Source organism: Tardiphaga sp. 862_B3_N4_1 (assembly GCF_051811085.1).
Lineage (GTDB): Bacteria > Pseudomonadota > Alphaproteobacteria > Rhizobiales > Xanthobacteraceae > Tardiphaga > Tardiphaga robiniae.
This window is the reverse complement of record NZ_JBPWQB010000001.1, coordinates 3397285-3414275: the sequence shown is the minus strand read 5'-3', so window position 1 is coordinate 3414275 and position 16991 is coordinate 3397285. Positions and strand designations below refer to the sequence as shown.

14 protein-coding genes are annotated in these 16991 nt (G+C 63.4%); 9 read left to right on the top strand and 5 right to left on the bottom strand.

Annotated elements, in window-relative coordinates; all coding sequences use genetic code 11:
• Nucleotides 1–2 precede the first annotated feature (2 nt).
• A complete protein-coding gene (locus AB8B02_RS16255) occupies nt 3–926 on the top strand; it encodes a DUF1932 domain-containing protein (RefSeq protein ID WP_439064443.1) in 924 nt (307 codons plus the stop codon).
• Between the two features lie 239 nt (nt 927–1165).
• Nucleotides 1166–3943, top strand: coding sequence for a phosphoenolpyruvate carboxylase (ppc, locus tag AB8B02_RS16250; RefSeq protein ID WP_439064662.1), 2778 nt, complete (start codon nt 1166–1168; stop codon nt 3941–3943).
• Between the two features lie 154 nt (nt 3944–4097).
• Here the strand turns inward: ppc and AB8B02_RS16245 are convergent, their stop codons facing one another.
• Nucleotides 4098–5213 (bottom strand): SMP-30/gluconolactonase/LRE family protein, encoded by a 1116-nt coding sequence (locus tag AB8B02_RS16245; protein WP_439064442.1) that lies wholly within the window; start codon nt 5211–5213, stop codon nt 4098–4100.
• Nucleotides 5214–5519: 306 nt separating this feature from the next.
• On the opposite strand from AB8B02_RS16245, the gene AB8B02_RS16240 reads away from it, so the two are divergent.
• On the top strand, nt 5520–6752 hold the full coding sequence (locus AB8B02_RS16240) for a tetratricopeptide repeat protein (RefSeq protein WP_439064441.1): 1233 nt from the start codon (nt 5520–5522) through the stop codon (nt 6750–6752).
• A gap of 60 nt (nt 6753–6812) precedes the next feature.
• Here AB8B02_RS16240 and AB8B02_RS16235 read toward each other — a convergent pair whose 3' ends face one another.
• The 4 genes from AB8B02_RS16235 to AB8B02_RS16220 form a co-directional block, all read right to left on the bottom strand.
• Nucleotides 6813–8114 carry an MFS transporter gene (locus AB8B02_RS16235; protein ID WP_439064440.1) on the bottom strand — a complete coding sequence of 434 codons (1302 nt, stop codon included), beginning with the start codon at nt 8112–8114 and terminating at the stop codon, nt 6813–6815.
• A 234-nt stretch (nt 8115–8348) separates the two neighbouring features.
• On the bottom strand, nt 8349–9272 hold the full coding sequence (locus AB8B02_RS16230; protein WP_093756564.1) for an SDR family NAD(P)-dependent oxidoreductase: 924 nt from the start codon (nt 9270–9272) through the stop codon (nt 8349–8351).
• Between the two features lie 149 nt (nt 9273–9421).
• Nucleotides 9422–10561 carry a thiolase C-terminal domain-containing protein gene (locus AB8B02_RS16225; RefSeq protein ID WP_439059239.1) on the bottom strand — a complete coding sequence of 380 codons (1140 nt, stop codon included), beginning with the start codon at nt 10559–10561 and terminating at the stop codon, nt 9422–9424.
• Between the two features lie 4 nt (nt 10562–10565).
• On the bottom strand, nt 10566–10979 hold the full coding sequence (locus tag AB8B02_RS16220) for a Zn-ribbon domain-containing OB-fold protein (protein ID WP_120291263.1): 414 nt from the start codon (nt 10977–10979) through the stop codon (nt 10566–10568).
• A gap of 214 nt (nt 10980–11193) precedes the next feature.
• On the opposite strand from AB8B02_RS16220, the gene AB8B02_RS16215 reads away from it, so the two are divergent.
• The 6 genes from AB8B02_RS16215 (at nt 11194) to AB8B02_RS16190 (ending at nt 16919) form a co-directional block, all read left to right on the top strand.
• Nucleotides 11194–11526, top strand: a complete 333-nt coding sequence (locus AB8B02_RS16215; protein ID WP_068735784.1) for an AtuA-related protein — start codon at nt 11194–11196, stop codon at nt 11524–11526.
• A 40-nt stretch (nt 11527–11566) separates the two neighbouring features.
• Nucleotides 11567–12931, top strand: a complete 1365-nt coding sequence (locus AB8B02_RS16210) for an amidase (RefSeq protein WP_439064439.1) — start codon at nt 11567–11569, stop codon at nt 12929–12931.
• Nucleotides 12932–13013: 82 nt separating this feature from the next.
• Nucleotides 13014–13703 carry a DUF2848 domain-containing protein gene (locus AB8B02_RS16205; RefSeq protein ID WP_439064438.1) on the top strand — a complete coding sequence of 230 codons (690 nt, stop codon included), beginning with the start codon at nt 13014–13016 and terminating at the stop codon, nt 13701–13703.
• Nucleotides 13704–14020: 317 nt separating this feature from the next.
• Complete coding sequence (locus AB8B02_RS16200; RefSeq protein ID WP_439064437.1) at nt 14021–14767, top strand: 2OG-Fe(II) oxygenase; 747 nt, start codon at nt 14021–14023, stop codon at nt 14765–14767.
• Between the two features lie 21 nt (nt 14768–14788).
• Nucleotides 14789–15439, top strand: coding sequence for a DNA oxidative demethylase AlkB (gene alkB / locus AB8B02_RS16195; RefSeq protein WP_439064436.1), 651 nt, complete (start codon nt 14789–14791; stop codon nt 15437–15439).
• Nucleotides 15440–15674: 235 nt separating this feature from the next.
• Complete coding sequence (locus AB8B02_RS16190; RefSeq protein ID WP_439064435.1) at nt 15675–16919, top strand: MFS transporter; 1245 nt, start codon at nt 15675–15677, stop codon at nt 16917–16919.
• Nucleotides 16920–16991 lie beyond the last annotated feature (72 nt).

The window sequence follows — 16991 nt, the reverse complement described above, 5'->3', positions numbered from 1 at the left end:
ATATGACTGAACGTTCGAACCAGTGGCACGTCGGCCTGATCGGCTATGGCGAAGTCGGGCGCATTCTCGCCGAAGACCTGCGCAAGCAGGAGATGTCAGTCAGCGCCTATGATCTCAAACTCGACGGCGCAGATGCCGGGCCGTTGAGGGACCATGCGGAGACCCATGGCGTCACGCTCGCATCCTCGCATGCCGATCTCGCCTCACGCGCGGATTTCATCGTCTGTGCGGTGACCGCAAGCCAGACAGTGCCAGCCGCGCAGGCCTGCGTGCCCGGTCTGAAGCCGCAGGTATGGTTTCTCGATTTCAACTCGGCATCTCCCGGCGCGAAGCAACGTGCGGCTGCGCTGATCGATGGCGCCGGCGGCCGCTATGTCGAGGGCGCGGTCATGACCTCGATCCCGCCATACCGCATCAGGGTGCCGCTGCTGCTCGGCGGCACCGGCGCGCGCGATCTCGCGCCGCTGCTCAATGCCATCGGCTTCGATGCGAAAGTCGCCAGCGACAAGCTCGGCGTCGCCTCGGCCACCAAGATGTGCCGCAGCATCATGATCAAGGGCCTCGAGGCCATGGTGATCGAGAGCTTTACGACCGCACGCGCCTATGGCGTCGAGGACGCGGTGATCGCCTCGCTGGTCGAGACGTTTCCGAGCATCGACTGGGAGAAGCAGGGCGCCTATCTCTTCCAACGTGTCATCGAGCACGGCCGCCGCCGCAGCGAGGAAGTCCGCGAGGTCGCCGAGACCGTGCGTGAGATCGGCCTCGCGCCATGGTCGGCCGAAGGCACGGCCGAGCGGCAGGGCTGGGTCGCGGATCTCGCCGATGATGGCCTGTTCGGCACCAAGGGCGAGGCGGGTTTCGCGCGCAGCGCCGACTGGCGCACCGAGGCGGATCGCATTCTCGGCAAGGTCAAGCCGAAGGGCTGAGTTCCGCGATTTATGGCGTCGTACCCGCGCAGGCGGGGACCATACACACCGAGGCTATAGTTGAAGCGGGATCGCCGCGGCTCTGCCGTCTATATTTCTTTGTCGGAGGTTATGGGTCCCCGCCTTCGCGGGGACGACACCTGAGGAGGCGTCGTCCATCCCCCCAACTTCGTCTTGCGTCGCAGCATGACTTGCGACCAAATGGGGCGCCGGCAACTTCCTGGAGCGTCCTTGTGTCCCTGACCCTGTCCACCGAAGAACCCGCATCCCAGCGTGGTGACGATCCTGCTCACCAGGAGGCCGATGCCCGGCTGCGCGAGGACATCCGGCTGCTCGGCCGTATCCTTGGCGACACCGTGCGCGATCAGGAAGGCGAGGCGGTATTCGCCCTGGTCGAGAATATCCGGCAGACCTCGGTCCGTTTTCACCGCGACGAGGACAAGCTGGCGCGGCGTGAACTCGAAGCCATTCTCGACGGTATGTCGATCGCCGAGACCGTGCGCATCGTTCGCGCCTACAGCTATTTCTCCCATCTCGCCAATATCGCCGAGGACCAGAACAACATCCGCCGGATGCGGGCGCAGCGCGCGAATGCGGCTAACGCATCGGGCACGCTGGCTCATGCGGTGAAGCGCGCGCGCGAAGCCGGCATCGATGCGGCGCTGCTCAGCAAGTTCTTCGGCCAGGCGCTGATCTCGCCGGTGCTGACCGCGCATCCCACCGAAGTGCGCCGCAAGAGCACCATCGACCGCGAAATGGAAATCGCGGCATTGCTGGACCGGCGCGAGCGCATGCAGCTCACCGCCGAGGAGATCGAGGCGTCCGAGGAACAGCTGCGCCGCGCCGTCGTGACGCTGTGGCAGACCAATCTGTTGCGCCGGAGCAAGCTGACGGTGCTCGATGAGGTCGCCAACGGATTGTCGTTCTACGATTATACGTTTTTGCGTGAAGTGCCGCGGCTGCATTGTGTGCTGGAAGACAGTCTGCGCGCGCAGGGCGGCGCGGCCGAACTCGGCTCGTTCCTGCGCATGGGCAGCTGGATCGGCGGCGACCGCGACGGCAATCCGTTCGTCACGGCAGATGTGATGCGCGGCACCATGATGCTGCAGAGCAGGCGCGCCTTCAGCTTCTATCTCGACGAACTTCACGCGCTGGGCGCGGAACTGTCCATGGCGGCGCATCTCGCCGATGTCTCCGATGAGCTGCGCGCATTGGCCGAACGCTCCCCTGATCCATCGCCGCACCGCGCCGGGGAGCCCTATCGTCTGGCGATCTCCGGCGTCTATGCCCGCATGGCGGCAACGGCCCATGCGCTCGAATTGCCGAACCGCCGCGCGGCCGTGGGCGATGCCCCGGCCTATGCATCGGCGCAGGAGTTCAAGGCCGATCTCGACGTGCTCGATCGCTCGCTGATCGCTGATAATTCCGCTGTCATCGCCCGCGGCCGGCTGCGGCAATTGCGCCGCGCGGTGGATTGTTTCGGCTTCTATCTCGCCAGTCTCGACATCCGGCAGAACTCGGCCGTGCATGAGCGCACCGTCGCCGAACTGATCGACGCCGCGATGCCCGGCACGTCCTATCTCGCGCTCGGCGAGGAAGCGCGCATCGCGCTGCTGACGAATGAATTGAAGAACGCGCGGCCGCTCGGCTCGCTGTTCGTCAAATACAGCGACGAGACGCTGGGCGAACTGGCGCTGTTTCGCATGGCGGCGCAGGTTCATGCGAAATTCGGCGCGGCGGCAATCCCCCAATGCATCATCTCCATGTGCAAGGGCGTCTCCGACATGCTCGAAGTCGCGGTGCTGCTGAAGGAAGTCGGGCTGGTGGATTGCTCCGGCCGCAGCGGCATCAATATCGTGCCGTTGTTCGAAACCATCGAGGATCTGCAGGCCTCTGCAGCCATCATGGACCGCATGTTCTCGCTGCACGACTATCGCAAGCTGGTCGACAGCCGCGGCGCGGTGCAGGAAGTCATGCTCGGCTATTCCGATAGCAACAAGGATGGCGGCTTCGTCACCTCCGGCTGGGAGCTGTACAAGGCGGAGATCGAGCTCATCGAAGTGTTCGAGCGGCATCACATCCGGCTCAGGCTGTTCCATGGCCGCGGCGGCTCTGTGGGCCGCGGCGGCGGGCCGAGCCACGATGCGATTCTGGCGCAGCCCGGCGGCGCGGTGGACGGGCAGATCCGCATCACCGAACAGGGCGAGATCATCTCCAGCAAATATTCCAACGCCGAGGTCGGCCGCAACAATCTGGAAATCCTCGCCGCCGCGACGCTGGAAGCGAGCCTGCTGGCGCCAAAGCACAGCGCGCCGCGCCGCGAATATCTCGAAGCCATGGAAGAGATTTCCGAGCTGGCCTTTAAGGCCTATCGCGGATTGGTCTATGAGACCGAGGGCTTCGTCGATTACTTCTGGGAATCCACCGTCATCAATGAAATCTCGACGCTGAACATCGGCAGCCGTCCGGCCTCGCGCAAGAAGACCCGCGCCATTGAGGATCTCCGCGCGATCCCGTGGGTGTTCTCCTGGGCGCAGTGCCGCTTGATGCTGCCGGGCTGGTATGGCTTCGGCAGCGCCATCGAGGCGTGGCTCGCCAATCATCCCGACAAGGGCATGGTCTTCCTGCAGGAGATGCACCGCGAATGGCCGTTCTTCCGCACGCTGCTGTCCAACATGGACATGGTACTGGCCAAGAGCTCCATCGCCATCGCCTCGCGCTATGCTGAGCTCGTCGCCGACCAAAAGCTGCGCGAGACCATCTTTGGCCGCATCCGCGGCGAATGGCATCTGTGCATCGAGACGCTGCTGGATATCATGGAGCAGGAGCGCTTGCTGCAAAACAACCCGCTGCTCGATCGCTCGATCCGCAACCGTTTCCCGTATCTCGATCCGCTCAACCACGTGCAAGTCGAGCTGCTGAAAGAGCACCGTGCGAATAATCCGGACGAGCAGGTGCTGCGCGGGATTCAGCTGACGATCAATGGCATCTCGGCGGGGCTGCGGAATAGCGGGTAGTCGTGGAGACGCTACGTCCTATCCCTACGTCATGGCCGGGCTTGACCCGGCCATCCATCTTCTCCGTTGCTTGCCGCAAAGCTGGATGCCCGGGTCAAGCCCGGGCATGACGTGGAGAGAGTCGCGCGAAGCGGCTGGCTGCGACGTGGGTCCCTCAACAGAAATGCGCGCCCTGCGTTTCCACATAGACCGCATAGAGTGACTGGCTCGCCGTCATGAACAGCCGGTTGCGCTTCTTGCCGCCGAAACAGACATTGGCGCAGGTTTCCGGCAGTTTGATCTGGCCGATGCGCTGGCCGTCCGGCGCGAAAATCTGCACGCCGTCATAGCCCTCGCCGACCCAGCCGGCGCCGACCCAGATATTGCCTTCGGTATCGACGCGCAGCCCGTCAGGGAAGCCGGACTTGCCGTCCAGCGTCATGTCGATCAGCGGCTTGCCATTCGAGAGCTTGCCGCCGTCGACGTCGTACTGCCAGACGACATTCTTGGCATTGGGATAATGCGTGATGCCGGTGTCGCAGACATAGAGCTTCTTGTAATCCGGACTGAAGGCGAGCCCGTTCGGCTTGAACGGATCGTCCGCGACCTTGCTGATCTGGCCGCTCGTGGGATCGATGCGATACACCGCTTCCTTCTGGTGCGGCTGCGTGACGCCCGCCGCTGCGCGTTGCCCCTCATAGAGATTGATGGCGCCGTAGCCGGGATCGGTGAACCAGATCGCCTTGTCGATCGGATTGACCACCATGTCGTTCGGCCCGTTCAGCGGCTTGCCGTTTGCCTGTTCAGCCAGCGTCGTGACGCTGCCATTGTGCTCGAAGCGGACAAGGCGCGTGCGCTGCGCGGAAAGCTGGCGGCCCTCGTTGTCGAACGAATTCCCGTTGCTCTCCTCGGATGGATAGCGGAAGCGCTCGGAGATGTGGCCGTCATCGTCGAGATAACGCAACTGGCGATTGGCAGGGATATCGCTCCAGATCAGATACTGACCCTGTGCATTCCACGCCGGTCCCTCCGCCCAGAGGCAGCCCGTATAGAGCCGCTTGATGACGGTGTTGCCGACTCTCGCCTTGAAGCGATTGGCGTCGATGACGACAATATCAGGATCGGGATAGCGCTGCGGCTCCGCACCGCGACCGAAGTTGCGCGCGAGTGCATCAGGTGCGATCAGCGTCGTCGCTGCCAATGCAGCGGCGCTGCCTAGGATATTTCTGCGACTGAGTGAGTGGGATGGTGCGGCGGGGTGAGCAGAGTCTTGCGTGAGCTGAGTTGGCATCGTCGTCCTCCCGGCTTTTCTGGTTTTCTCCAGCCGTTGCCAGCAGTCTAAATACCGTTGCGACGTCGATGCTACACAATTCGATGCTGCCGCGCGGTCATGGCGGTGCACAAGCGCGCATCGCAGCGCAGTGAACGTTTTGATAGTTCCATGCGACCAACACCAAAGCTCTCATTTGATGCGCGGTTCCCCATGTCGTTGTTTCGCTGTCACATGCGCGTTGCAGTCGGTTCTGCAGCATTGCTGTTTGCCACATCATTGTCAGCGCACGCGGATAATGGATGTCGCCCGCCGAAGGATCAGCGGATGATCGCAGGCTGTAGCGATGTCATCGATCGTCCCGGCGCAACGGATGCCGAGCGCTCCGAAGCGCTTCGCCTTCGCGCCATCGGGAACTTCGAACTCGGCCATATGGAGGCGGCGCGCGCGGATTTTACTGCGTTCATCGCACTCAATCCTGATTTTGCGAAAGGCTATGGCGCGCGCGCCATGGTCCACAACCGCCTGGACGAATTCGATCTGGCTATCGCGGATGCTAACAAGGCGATCGCCCTCGATCCCACTTACGCCTCGGGCTTCGGCTCGCGGGCGAGCGCCTATGAATCCAAGGGCGATTTCGTGCGGGCGCGCGCCGACTATGACAAGGCGATTCGCCTGCAGCCGGGCAATTCGTCCTACCACCGCGGACGCGGAATGTTGCGGAAGAGATTGGCCGACATCGATGGCGCGATCGCGGATTTCTCGGAAGCCATCCGCCTCGATCCGAAAGACTATGCGGCGTTTGCATTGCGCGGCAACAGCCGTGCCGCCAAGAAAGACTACGAGAGGGCGTTGGCCGACTATGACGCTGCGCTACAGATCGAGCCCGGCGACAGCTATGCCCACCGTGGTCGCGCCGACATCAGGATTCGACGCGGCGACAATGACGGCGCGATCGCGGATTTCGATGTCGTTCTGGCCGGCAATCCGAACGACGTCGGCGCCCATGTTGACCGCGGCATCGCCTTCGCGCGCAAGGGCGATTTCGCCGGCGCGATCCCGGACCTGGATGCGGCGCTGAAGCTGAGGCCGGATGATCCCGACACCCGCAACCGGCGGTCGCATATGAACTTCATCGAGGGACATTTCGCCGAGGCTGCCGCCGATTTCGGCGACGTGGTCGAGAAGACGCCGGAATACGAGCTGGGCAAGCTGCTACGCTACATCGCGCGGGCGCGCAGCGGCGACAACGACATCGGCGAGCTGAAACGCAATACCGACAAGCTCGATCGCAAGGGCTGGCCATGGCCGATGGTCGCGGTCTATCTCGGCCAGATGAGTCGGGAGGAGATGCTCGCCAAAATGAAGAACATGCGGCTGGAGGACGACTTCGGCGATTGCGGCGTGTCGTTCTATCTCGGCCAGTATCTGATGGTGAAGCACAAGCCGCAGGAGGCGCTGCCCTATCTGAAACAGGCAGCTGAAGTGTGCCGGGGCGATGGCGAATTCGAGCGTGACGCGGCTCGCGCCGAGCTCAGGCGGCAGCAGGCGGCGCGCTGATCAATAAAAAAGGGGCAGCGTTGGCACTGCCCCTTTTTTGACGTTTGCCGGCAAGCGCGCTCAGACCTCGTGCTTGTCCGAAGCGAAGATCGCGATGAGCGTGATCGTCGCGGCGGCGAGCACGTAATAGCCGATGTAAGCGAGACCGTAATTTGCCTGCAGCCAGGTGGCGATATAGGGCGCCAGTGAGGCGCCGAAGATGCTCGCCAGATTGAACGTCATCGACGAGCCGGTATAGCGTACGGCGGTCGGGAACGGTGCCGCCAGCGCGGCGCCGATCAGGCCATAATTGACGCCGAAGATCGCCAGACCGATCAGCGCGAAGGCATAGATGCCCGCCACGCCACCTGACAGCAGCGGTGCCAGGAAAAACGAGAACACGATCACCATCAGGCAATTGGTGATCAGGAGCGTGCGGCGACCGATCTTGTCCGCGAGCAGGCCGGCCAGGATGTTGGTGGTGCCGAAAGCGACGGCGCCGGCAATCTGCACCTTGAGCGCATCGAGCAACGTCATCTTCACGACGCCGACATTGTAGGACAACAGATAGGCCGTGCAGACATAGAAGAACACGAAGGTCATCAGGCCGACCAGCGTGCCGAGCACGAGGCTGCGCTTGTGCTTGCGCAGCAGCTCCATGCTGGGGACGGCAACGCGCTCAGCCTTCTCGATGGCCTTCTGGAATTCCGGCGTCTCGGTGATCGACAGGCGCACCCACAGGCCGATGGCGATCAGCACGATGGAGGCGAGGAACGGCACGCGCCACGCCCAGCTCAGGAACGTTTCCGGCGAGACGAAGTGCAGCAGAATGAAGAACGTGCCGGACGACAGGAACAGGCCGAGCGGCGCACCGAGCTGCGGGAACATGGCGTACCAGTTGCGCTTGCCTTCCGGTGCATTCTCGGTGGCGAGCAGCACTGCGCCGCCCCATTCGCCGCCGAGTCCAAAGCCCTGACCGAAACGGCACAGCACCAGCAGCAGCGGCGCAGCGAGGCCGATCTGCGCGTGAGTCGGCAGCAGGCCGATCAGCACGGTCGAAATGCCCATGGTGAGCAATGCTGCGACCAGCGTGGTCTTGCGGCCGACGCGATCGCCGAAATGGCCGAACACGACCGCGCCGAACGGACGCGCAAAGAACGCAATCGAGAACACCGCGAAGGACGCGAGCAGCGCGGCGGTGTCGTTGCCGGCCGGGAAGAACAGTTTTGGAAACACCAGCACTGCGGCGGTGGCATAGACGTAGAAGTCGAAGAATTCGATCGTGGTGCCGATCAGGCTCGCCAGCAAAACGCGGGCGGGAGAATTCAGCGGCTTGGAATGCGGCATGGCCGCGGAGGGCATCGCGCCCGCGTGATCTGTCATGATGTTCGTCCAGCAAATGCGGTTTCGTCCGCACATGCGTGACGTCAAACCCGTTGATTGCTGGTGACATAGCCGGTCTTGGCCGGCGTTTGAATTCTTTATGACGAAATTAGCGCGATCTCGGGTCAGATAAGACCGCTATGCATAGCTATTTGAGTAATATTGTTTCGTTTTAAATTCTGGGTTGTAGAAATCGGCTCGCGGGACTGATGCTCCCGCGAGCCGATTAGACGCTTAGACCGGATCCCAGCTGAAAATGTCAGCCGAACGGTCGAGCTTGTAGAACGACGACTTCAGCGCCGGCATGCCGTGCTCGGCAAGGGTCTGCGGGGTCCAGCCTTCGGCGCGGTGGATGGAGCGTAGCGGGCGCGACTGGCCCATCAGGAAGATCTCGTTCATGCGGGCGGCAAAGATCTGTCCGGAGATTTCCTTGGCGTCGTCGGAGAGCAGATGCGCCACCAGCGGTGCAATCTTTTCCGGACCCATGCGCTGCATGCGCTCGACGCGGGCCTTCTCGGCTTCGGTCTCGGTGGGGATGCTGCCGATCATGCGGCTCCAGGCGAAGGGCGAGACGCAGTTCGAATTGACGCCGAAGCGTCCCATGTCGAGCGCGATGGACTTCGACAGGCCGACGATGCCCAGCTTGGCGGCCGAGTAGTTGGCCTGGCCGAAATTGCCGATCAGGCCGGAGGTCGAGGTGAAGTGCACGAACGAGCCGGAGTTCTGCTCGCGGAAGTAACGTGCGGCGGCGTGCGAGGTGTAGAACGAGCCCATCAGATGGACCTTGATCACCATCTCGAAGGCATCGATGGACATCTTGTGGAAGATCGCGTCGCGCAGAATGCCGGCATTGTTCACCACGCCGTCGATCTTGCCGTAGGTGTCCACGGCCTGCTTGATGATCTTGCTGGCCGGGATCGCTTCGGCGACCGACTCGAAGTTGGCAACGGCGGTGCCACCGGCTGCTTTGATTTCCTCGACGACCTGTTCGGCCGGTGCCGCGCCGTCGCCGCCCGAACCGTCGGTGCCGACGCCGGGATCGTTGACGACGACCTTGGCGCCTTCAGCGGCGCAGAGCAGCGCGATGCCCCGGCCAATGCCGCGACCCGCGCCGGTGACGACGATGACCTTGCCGTCGAGTGATTTGGTAGATGCCATGTGGGTTTTCCTTTGGTGGTGAATTCTGGCGAAATATTCTCAGTCGTCATACGCGGGCTTGACCCGCGTATCCATCTGTCTTCGCGAGATGCCTTTTTCCGAAGAAGATGGATTGCCGGGTCAAGCCCGGCAATGACACCGAGGGTGAGTTACTTCTCGTTCGTAAAAATCACCGTGCCCGACGCGGCGAACATGCCGCCGACGCCGTGACAGACTGAAATCTTCGCGCCCGGCACCTGCGCCGGTGCGATGCCGCGCATTTGTCGCACGCTCTCCTGCAGCGCATACATGCCGTACATGCCGGAATGCATATAGCTGAGGCCGCCGCCATTGGTGTTCATCGGCAGCTTGCCGCCGGGGCGGGTGTTGCCGTCGGCGATGAACTTGCCGGTTTCCTCATGCGGCATGAAGCCGAGATCGCCGAGACCATACAGCGGCAGATGCGCGAAGGCATCGTAGATCATCAGATGATCGACGTCCTTGTGCGCGATCCCCGCCTCACGGAACGCGGTTGGTCCGGCCACGGTAAAGGCGCGCGATGAATCGAACGTCTTCATCTGGCTGACCATGGGCGTTTCCACGCTCTCGCCGGTGCCGAGAATATAGACCGGCTTGTTCGGGAAATCCTTGGCGCGATCGGCCGAGGTCAGGATCAGCGCACCGCCGCCATCGGTGACGAGGCAGCATTGCAGGATGCGGAACGGATAGGCGATCATCTTCGAGTTCAGCACGTCCTCGACCGTGATCGGCGCCTTCATCATCGCACGCGGATTCTTCGCGGCCCATTCGCGCTGGAACACCGCGACCGAGGCAATCTGCTCGTGGGTGATGCCGTGCGTCTTCATGTAGCGCAGCACGGGGATCGGGAACATGCTTGGCGGACCGTAGACGCCATAAGGCGCCTCGAACTGGCCCTGCAGGCTGTCGGCCGGAATCGAGCGCGGCAATTTGCCGATCATCGACTTGCCGGACTCGGCATGTGTGATCAGCACGGTCTTGCACAGGCCGGCTTCGATCGCGGCGGCCGCATGGCGAACATGCAGCATGAAGGAGCAACCGCCCACGGATGTACCGTCGACCCAGGTCGGCGTGATGCCGAGATAATGCGCGATCTGCTGCGGTGTCTCGACGGCTGTGGCGATGCCGTCGATGTCGGACAGTTTCAGCCCGGCATCCTTGATGGCGTTGAGCGCCGCATCCGCGTGAAGCTGGAGCTGCGACATGTTCGGGATGACGCCGAGCTCGGTGGTCTCGGCTGCGCCGACAACGGCGACTGCGTTTCTGCGCATGATCTCAGCCCTTCGCCGGACGGAATACGGGGAGGGTGATGGCGTCGTCGAGCTTCTCGAAGGCGACCTCGAGCTTCATGTCGAGTTCGAGCGCTTCGGGCGTCTGCGGGCAATCGATGATGTTGCTCATCAGCCGCGGACCTTCCTCAAGCTCGACCACGGCAATCGCGTAAGGCGGCGTGAAGCCCGGCGCAGCGGGGCGATGATTGATGACGTAGCTGTAGAGGAAACCCTTGCCCGAGGCCTTGAACACCGACACCTTGCGCGAGGCGCAGCCGGGGCAGAACGGTCGCGGCGGAAAATACACATTGCTGCAATCGTCGCAGCGCTGCAGGCGGAGTTCGCCGGCTTTGGCGCCGTCCCAATAATGCTGGGTTTCCGGTGTCGGTTTCGGCCGCGCGCGGGCTGGTTCAGCCATGTGTCGTGTTCTCTCCCTTGGACGGGGATTTGGCCCCGTTCGTTGTCCTCTGGATGGACATTCCACATTCCACCGGGGGCGGTCCAGCGCGCGTGCTGCATGGCCGTATCTGCTCACTGCGGGACGACGTGGAATTCCGGTTGAAATACGTGCGAGGCTTGTCCCGCTGCAACCAGGCAGGGTAGGTTGGTACGGATGGTTCAGGGAGTATGACGTGAAGCTGCGCGAGATCGCCCATTCCCGCACAGGTGACAAAGGCAACATTTCCAACATCTCGGTAATTGCCTTTGACGCAAAGCTATATCCGTTGATAGTATCCCAGGTGACCGCCGCGCGCGTGAAGGCCCTGTTTGCGGGCATCGTCGCGGGCGAGGTGGTCCGCTACGAGCTGCCCAATCTCGCAGCGTTGAACTTCGTGATGGATCAGGCGCTTGGCGGCGGGGTGACGCGATCGCTCGCGCTCGATGCGCATGGCAAATCGCTCAGCTCCGCGCTGCTCGATCTGGAAATCGAGGACACTTTCGGCGATACCGACCGGGCGCCGTGACCACCTGCGGGTCCGGCAAGACACACAGGATGCCGCGACCATGAGCAACGACTTCCACCAGACCGCACCGACCCTCGCCAGCCTGGCCGACGACCTCGCCGCCGGCCGCACCACCTCGCGCAAACTGGTCGAAGCCTGTCTGGCCAAAATCGCCGATCCGAACGGCGAGGGTGAGCGCACCTTCATCCATGTCGACAAGGATGCGGCTCTGGCCGCCGCCGATGCCATGGACGCGCTGCGCAAGGCCAATGCCGCGCCGTCGCGCTTCGCCGGCATTCCGGTCTCCATCAAGGACCTGTTCGACATCAAGGGTCAGGTGACCCGCGCCGGTTCGCGCGCGCTGGACGATTCCGCGCCGGCCGATGCCGACGCGCCCACCGTCGCGCGTCTGCGCCGCGCCGGCTTCGTGGTGATCGGCCGCACCAACATGGTCGAATTCGCCTATTCGGGCATCGGCACCAATCCGCATTACGGCACGCCCAAAGGCGCGTGGAAGCGCGAGGTCGGCCATGTGCCGGGTGGCTCGTCCTCCGGCGCCGCCGTTTCCGTGCTCGATGCCATGGCGCATGCGGCGTTGGGTACCGACACCGGCGGTTCCTGCCGTATTCCGGCAGCCTTCAACGGCATCGTTGGCTACAAGCCGACGCAGCGCCGCGTGCCGCTCGATGGCGCCGTGCCGCTGTCCTTTACGCTCGACAGCATCGGCCCGCTCGCACGCTCGGTCGCCTGCTGCGCGGTGATGGATGCTGTGCTGGCCGGCGAACCGGAATTTGAGCTCACGCCGCGCCCGATCAAGGGCATGCGCCTTGCTGTACCGACCACCATGGCGATGGACGATCTCGATCCTGTTGTCGCAGCAGCGTTCGAGCGTGCGCTGAAGAAGCTCGCCGAGAAGGGCGCGATCATCGAGCGCATCGAAGTGCCTGAGTTCAACGACATCGCGCCGATGAGCACCAAGGGCGGCTTTACGGCGGCTGAGAGCTACGCCTGGCATCGCTATCTCCTGGCCAGCAAGGGTGACGTCTATGATCCCAGAGTCGCGCTGCGCATCCAGCGCGGCGAGACCCAGAACGCCGCCGACTATCTCGATCTCCTGCCGATGCGCCGTTCTTTGATCGCGCGCACCGAAAAGCGCATCGCTCCTTACGATGCGCTGGTGCTGCCGACCTGCGCGATCACGCCGCCGTCGATTGCCGACATGGCCGACGACAAGGTGTTCTCGAAGCAGAACCTGATGGCGCTGCGCAACTGCACGCTGATCAACATGATCGACGGCTGCGCCATCTCGCTGCCGATCTCGGCCCCGGACGAAGCGCCTGTCGGCCTGATGCTGGCAGCCGCCGGCGGCTCCGACCGTCGCATCTTCGAACTCGCCGCGGGGATGGAGACGCTCGTTCGTGGCTGATGTTTTCTAACCTCTCCCCGCAGGCGGGGAGAGGGAGCGCGACGCCGGAGCTCACTTTCAATTGCAAGCAAGGAAGAACCATATGACCACCGAGATCGCGTTCACGCTGGACGCAAAAGGCACCAAGTCGCCGCTGACGCTCAAGATCACCCAGGGCGTCATCGCCGGCTGGACCGGCCGCGATCCCGTCGCGCGCGATCATCACATCAAGGAACTCGAAGCGCTCGGTATCGCGCCTCCGGCCTCGACGCCGATCTATTACCGCTGCTCGGCGCGCCGCTTCACCACCGACGGCATGATCGAATGCACCGACGAGAATTCGTCGGGCGAAGTCGAATTCTGCCTGATCGCGTCAGGCGGCAAGACCTATGTCGGCGTCGGCTCCGACCATACCGACCGCAAGGTCGAGACCTACAACATCACCGTGTCGAAGCAGATGTGCGACAAGCCGATCGCACCTGTCGTGTGGGAGCTCTCCGAACTGCTTCCGCACTGGGACCAGATCATTCTGCGCTCCTGGGCCACCATCAAGGGCGAGAAGGTGCTGTATCAGGAGGGCCTGCTGAGCGGCATGCTGCCGGTGGCCGAACTGATCAAGAAAGGTTTCGACAGCGACAAGCTGCCAGACGGCACCGCCATGTTCGGCGGCACCTTCGCCGCCAAGGGCGGCATCCGTCCGGCCGATCGTTTCGACTACGAGATTGAGGACCCCGTGCTGAAGCGCAAGATCAGCCATGGGTATGATGTGAAGACATTGCCGGTGGTGGGCTGAGGTTCTTAACCTCTCCCCGCATTGCGGGGAGAGGTCGATCCGGCGAAGCGCAGCGCAGCCGGAGCGGGTGAGGGGCGGTCACCGTCGTCACCACGCGCGCGCGCTCTCGGGTCTCCCGTCCTTCGATCCGATGGTTCTGCGCCTGTCTTTTCTCTCCTGCTCGCCCCTCACCCGGCCGGCTTCGCCGTCCGACCTCTCCCCGCAAAGAGCGGGGAGAGGTTAGGGGCCGGAAATCGGGTGGCTTCACCCGCCTGTCTCCCCAAAATGGCCAACAGGCCATGACAACATGATCGCGGCCGGATGACGGAGGCGATGACATGGTTTCACTCGTGAAGAAGCGCCCAGAAAACAATGACGCCACGCCGCAGGCGCGCATCGACGCCATCGACTGGCAGCGCATCTCTGCCGATCTCGACGCCCAGGGCTGCGCCGTGTTCGGGAAACTGCTCACGCCCGATGAGTGCCGTCATCTCGCATCGCTCTATCCCGACGATTCCCGTTTCCGCAACCGCATCGTCATGGACCGCCACGGCTTTGGCCGCGGCGAATACAAGTATTTCAATTATCCGCTGCCAGATCCGATCGCCGGTCTGCGCCCCGCGCTCTACGGACCATTGAGCGCGATTGCCAATCGCTGGAACGAGGCGATGGGGATCGACGTGCGCTTTCCCACCGATCACGCTGCGTTCCTCAAGCGCTGCCATGAGGCGGGCCAGACACGGCCGACGCCACTGTTGCTGCAGTATGAGGCCGGCGACTACAATTGCCTGCATCAGGATCTCTATGGCGAGCACGTGTTTCCGCTGCAGGTCGCGATCCTGCTGTCGGAACCATCGGAGGATTTCACCGGCGGAGAATTCGTGTTGACGGAGCAGCGGCCGCGCATGCAGTCGCGCGCCGAAGTGGTAGGCTTGCGGCAGGGCGATGCCGTGGTGTTCGCCGTGCATCACCGGCCGGTTGCCGGCACGCGCGGCAGCTATCGCGTCAATCTGCGCCATGGCGTCAGCCGCGTGAAGTCGGGCCGGCGCCATACGCTCGGGGTGATCTTTCACGATGCGAAGTGACGGGACGACTGAATAACCGCGATGACCGACCTGTTCGCCGATATCAGGGATGACCAGCCTGCGTGCGAAGAGCTCGCCGAGGGAGCCGTTCTGCTGCGCAACTTCTTCGCCGCCGAACAGCCGGATGTAATCGCCGCGCTGCGTATGATCGTGAAGGCGGCGCCGTTCCGCCATCTGGTCACGCCGGGCGGTCACACCATGTCGGTCGCGATGACCAATTGCGGCCGTGTCGGGTGGGTGTCGGATCCCCGGGGCTATCGCTACGACCCCGTCGATCCCGACAGCGGTAAGCGATGGCCCGCGATGCCGGTGCCGTTTCGCGATCTCGCCGCGCGCGCGGCGCTTCGTGCCGGCTTCGATGCCTTCGTGCCCGATGCCTGCCTGATCAACCGCTACAAGCCCGGCGCCAAACTCTCGCTGCACCAGGACAAGGACGAGCTCGATCTCGACGCCCCCATCGTTTCGGTCTCGCTCGGCCTGCCGGCGACCTTCCTGTTCGGCGGTCTCACACGGAGCGCGCCGCAGAAGCGCTATCGTCTGACCCATGGCGACGTCGTGGTCTGGGGCGGCCCGGCGCGGCTGGCCTATCACGGCGTCGCGCCGCTGCCGGACGGCGAGCATCCGGTGATGGGCGGCCAGCGGATCAATCTGACCTTCCGCAAGACGCAGTGACGCGCTGATTTTCCCCTCTCCCCACGCACAGCGAAGCTGTGCAGGGTGGGAGAGGGTGGCTTCGCGCAGCGAAGACGGGAGAGGGGTAGCAGCGGAGCTCCAGCATTACCCCTCATCCGGCACGGCCTTCGGCCGCGCCACTTTCTCCCGCAAGGGGAGAAGGGAAGGAAGAGAAGCGTTGAACGCTTTCCTTGGCTGCCGCGACCATTCTATGGTCGGGCGGCGCGAGGGGACCATGAGCGAGCAGGAACGAACCGGCACACAGGCCGCCACCAGCAATGCTGCGGGCGTCTATCTCGCCGTGCTGCAACTGGTCTTCACGCTCGGCTGGGTCACCTATGTGATCTATCTGCCGAAGCTCGCCGCCGATGTAGGCATTGCGCCGACCGTCGTGATCTTCATCTTGATGCTCGATCAGGCGATCTTCACCGTCACCGATACGGCGATGGGCCTGGTCGCTGACAGGATCGCGCGCGTGGTCGGGCGGCTCGGTCTCATTGTGGGCATCCTGACCGCAGTGTCCTGCGCAGCCTTCGTCGCGCTGCCTTTCGTTGCCGGGCAAGGGCCGAAGGCGCAAGTCGCGCTGATCGCATTGATCGTGATCTGGTCGGCGACATCCTCCGCCTTGCGCGCGCCGCCGCTGACATTGCTCGGCAAATATGCGGCACGCCCGTCGCGGCCGTTTCTCGCGGCATTGGCCATGCTCGGCTATGGCGTCGCGGGTGCGCTCGCGCCCTATCTCGGCGCGACATTGCGCGGCGTCGATCCGCGGCTGCCTTTCGTTGTTGCCGGCGTGGTTTTGCTGATCGTGACGCTGGCGCTGTCGCGCGTCGAGCGTGGCCTCGTGCAGGTCAGCGCCCGTGAGGCAAAGGCTTCGCCGGCGCAAGGCAAGGCGCTCGGCCGCATGCCCATGCTGTTCATCGCTGCCATGGTCATTCTCGCGCTTGGTTTCCAATTGCATTTCAGCATCAACAGCACGCCGATGTTCCTGCGCTTCGCCAAACCGGCCGATCTGGAATGGCTGATGCCGATATTCTGGATCGGTTTCAACATCGCGATGTTTCCGGCCAGCGCGGTGGTCAAGCGTCAGGGCGGGATTTTCGTCATGGGCGTAGCCGCATTGCTCGGCGCCGGTGCGGTGATCGGCGCGGAGTTCGCTGTCAATCTCAACATGCTGATCGCGGCGCAGTTCATCGCCGGCGCCGCATGGGGCTGCATGATGATGAGCGCGGTGTCGGCGGCGATGGCGATCGGCGAGACCGGCGCGGAAGGCAAGGTCATCGGTCTTGTCTTCTCGGCACTCGCGCTCGCAACCTTCGCACGCATGGCCGCGGTCGCCGGTGGATTGCAGAAGCTGCCCGACTATGCGCCGCTGCTGCACTGGGCGCCCGTCGCGTGCTGGGCCGTTGCCGGTGCGGGACTACTGGCACTCGCTGCCGTTCGGCTGCAGCGGCGGAGCGCATCGATACCGCTTATCTGACGCTTTCCGCGCGTCGGAATTCGATTTAATCGCGCGATTAAAATCTGCTGGTCAAGTTGTTTGGCCCTCGCT

Bases quoted from the DNA above. Each gene is read 5' to 3' on its own strand.
- AB8B02_RS16220 (WP_120291263.1), bottom strand. From the start codon at position 10,979: ATGGCTGAACCAGCCCGCGCGCGGCCGAAACCGACACCGGAAACCCAG.
- AB8B02_RS16230 (WP_093756564.1), bottom strand. From the start codon at position 9,272: ATGGCATCTACCAAATCACTCGACGGCAAGGTCATCGTCGTCACCGGC.
- AB8B02_RS16190 (WP_439064435.1), top strand. From the start codon at position 15,675: ATGAGCGAGCAGGAACGAACCGGCACACAGGCCGCCACCAGCAATGCT.
- alkB (WP_439064436.1), top strand. From the start codon at position 14,789: ATGACCGACCTGTTCGCCGATATCAGGGATGACCAGCCTGCGTGCGAA.
- AB8B02_RS16205 (WP_439064438.1), top strand. From the start codon at position 13,014: ATGACCACCGAGATCGCGTTCACGCTGGACGCAAAAGGCACCAAGTCG.
- AB8B02_RS16240 (WP_439064441.1), top strand. From the start codon at position 5,520: ATGATCGCAGGCTGTAGCGATGTCATCGATCGTCCCGGCGCAACGGAT.
- AB8B02_RS16255 (WP_439064443.1), top strand. From the start codon at position 3: ATGACTGAACGTTCGAACCAGTGGCACGTCGGCCTGATCGGCTATGGC.
- AB8B02_RS16245 (WP_439064442.1), bottom strand. From the start codon at position 5,213: ATGCCAACTCAGCTCACGCAAGACTCTGCTCACCCCGCCGCACCATCC.
- AB8B02_RS16235 (WP_439064440.1), bottom strand. From the start codon at position 8,114: ATGACAGATCACGCGGGCGCGATGCCCTCCGCGGCCATGCCGCATTCC.
- AB8B02_RS16225 (WP_439059239.1), bottom strand. From the start codon at position 10,561: ATGCGCAGAAACGCAGTCGCCGTTGTCGGCGCAGCCGAGACCACCGAG.
- AB8B02_RS16210 (WP_439064439.1), top strand. From the start codon at position 11,567: ATGAGCAACGACTTCCACCAGACCGCACCGACCCTCGCCAGCCTGGCC.
- AB8B02_RS16200 (WP_439064437.1), top strand. From the start codon at position 14,021: ATGGTTTCACTCGTGAAGAAGCGCCCAGAAAACAATGACGCCACGCCG.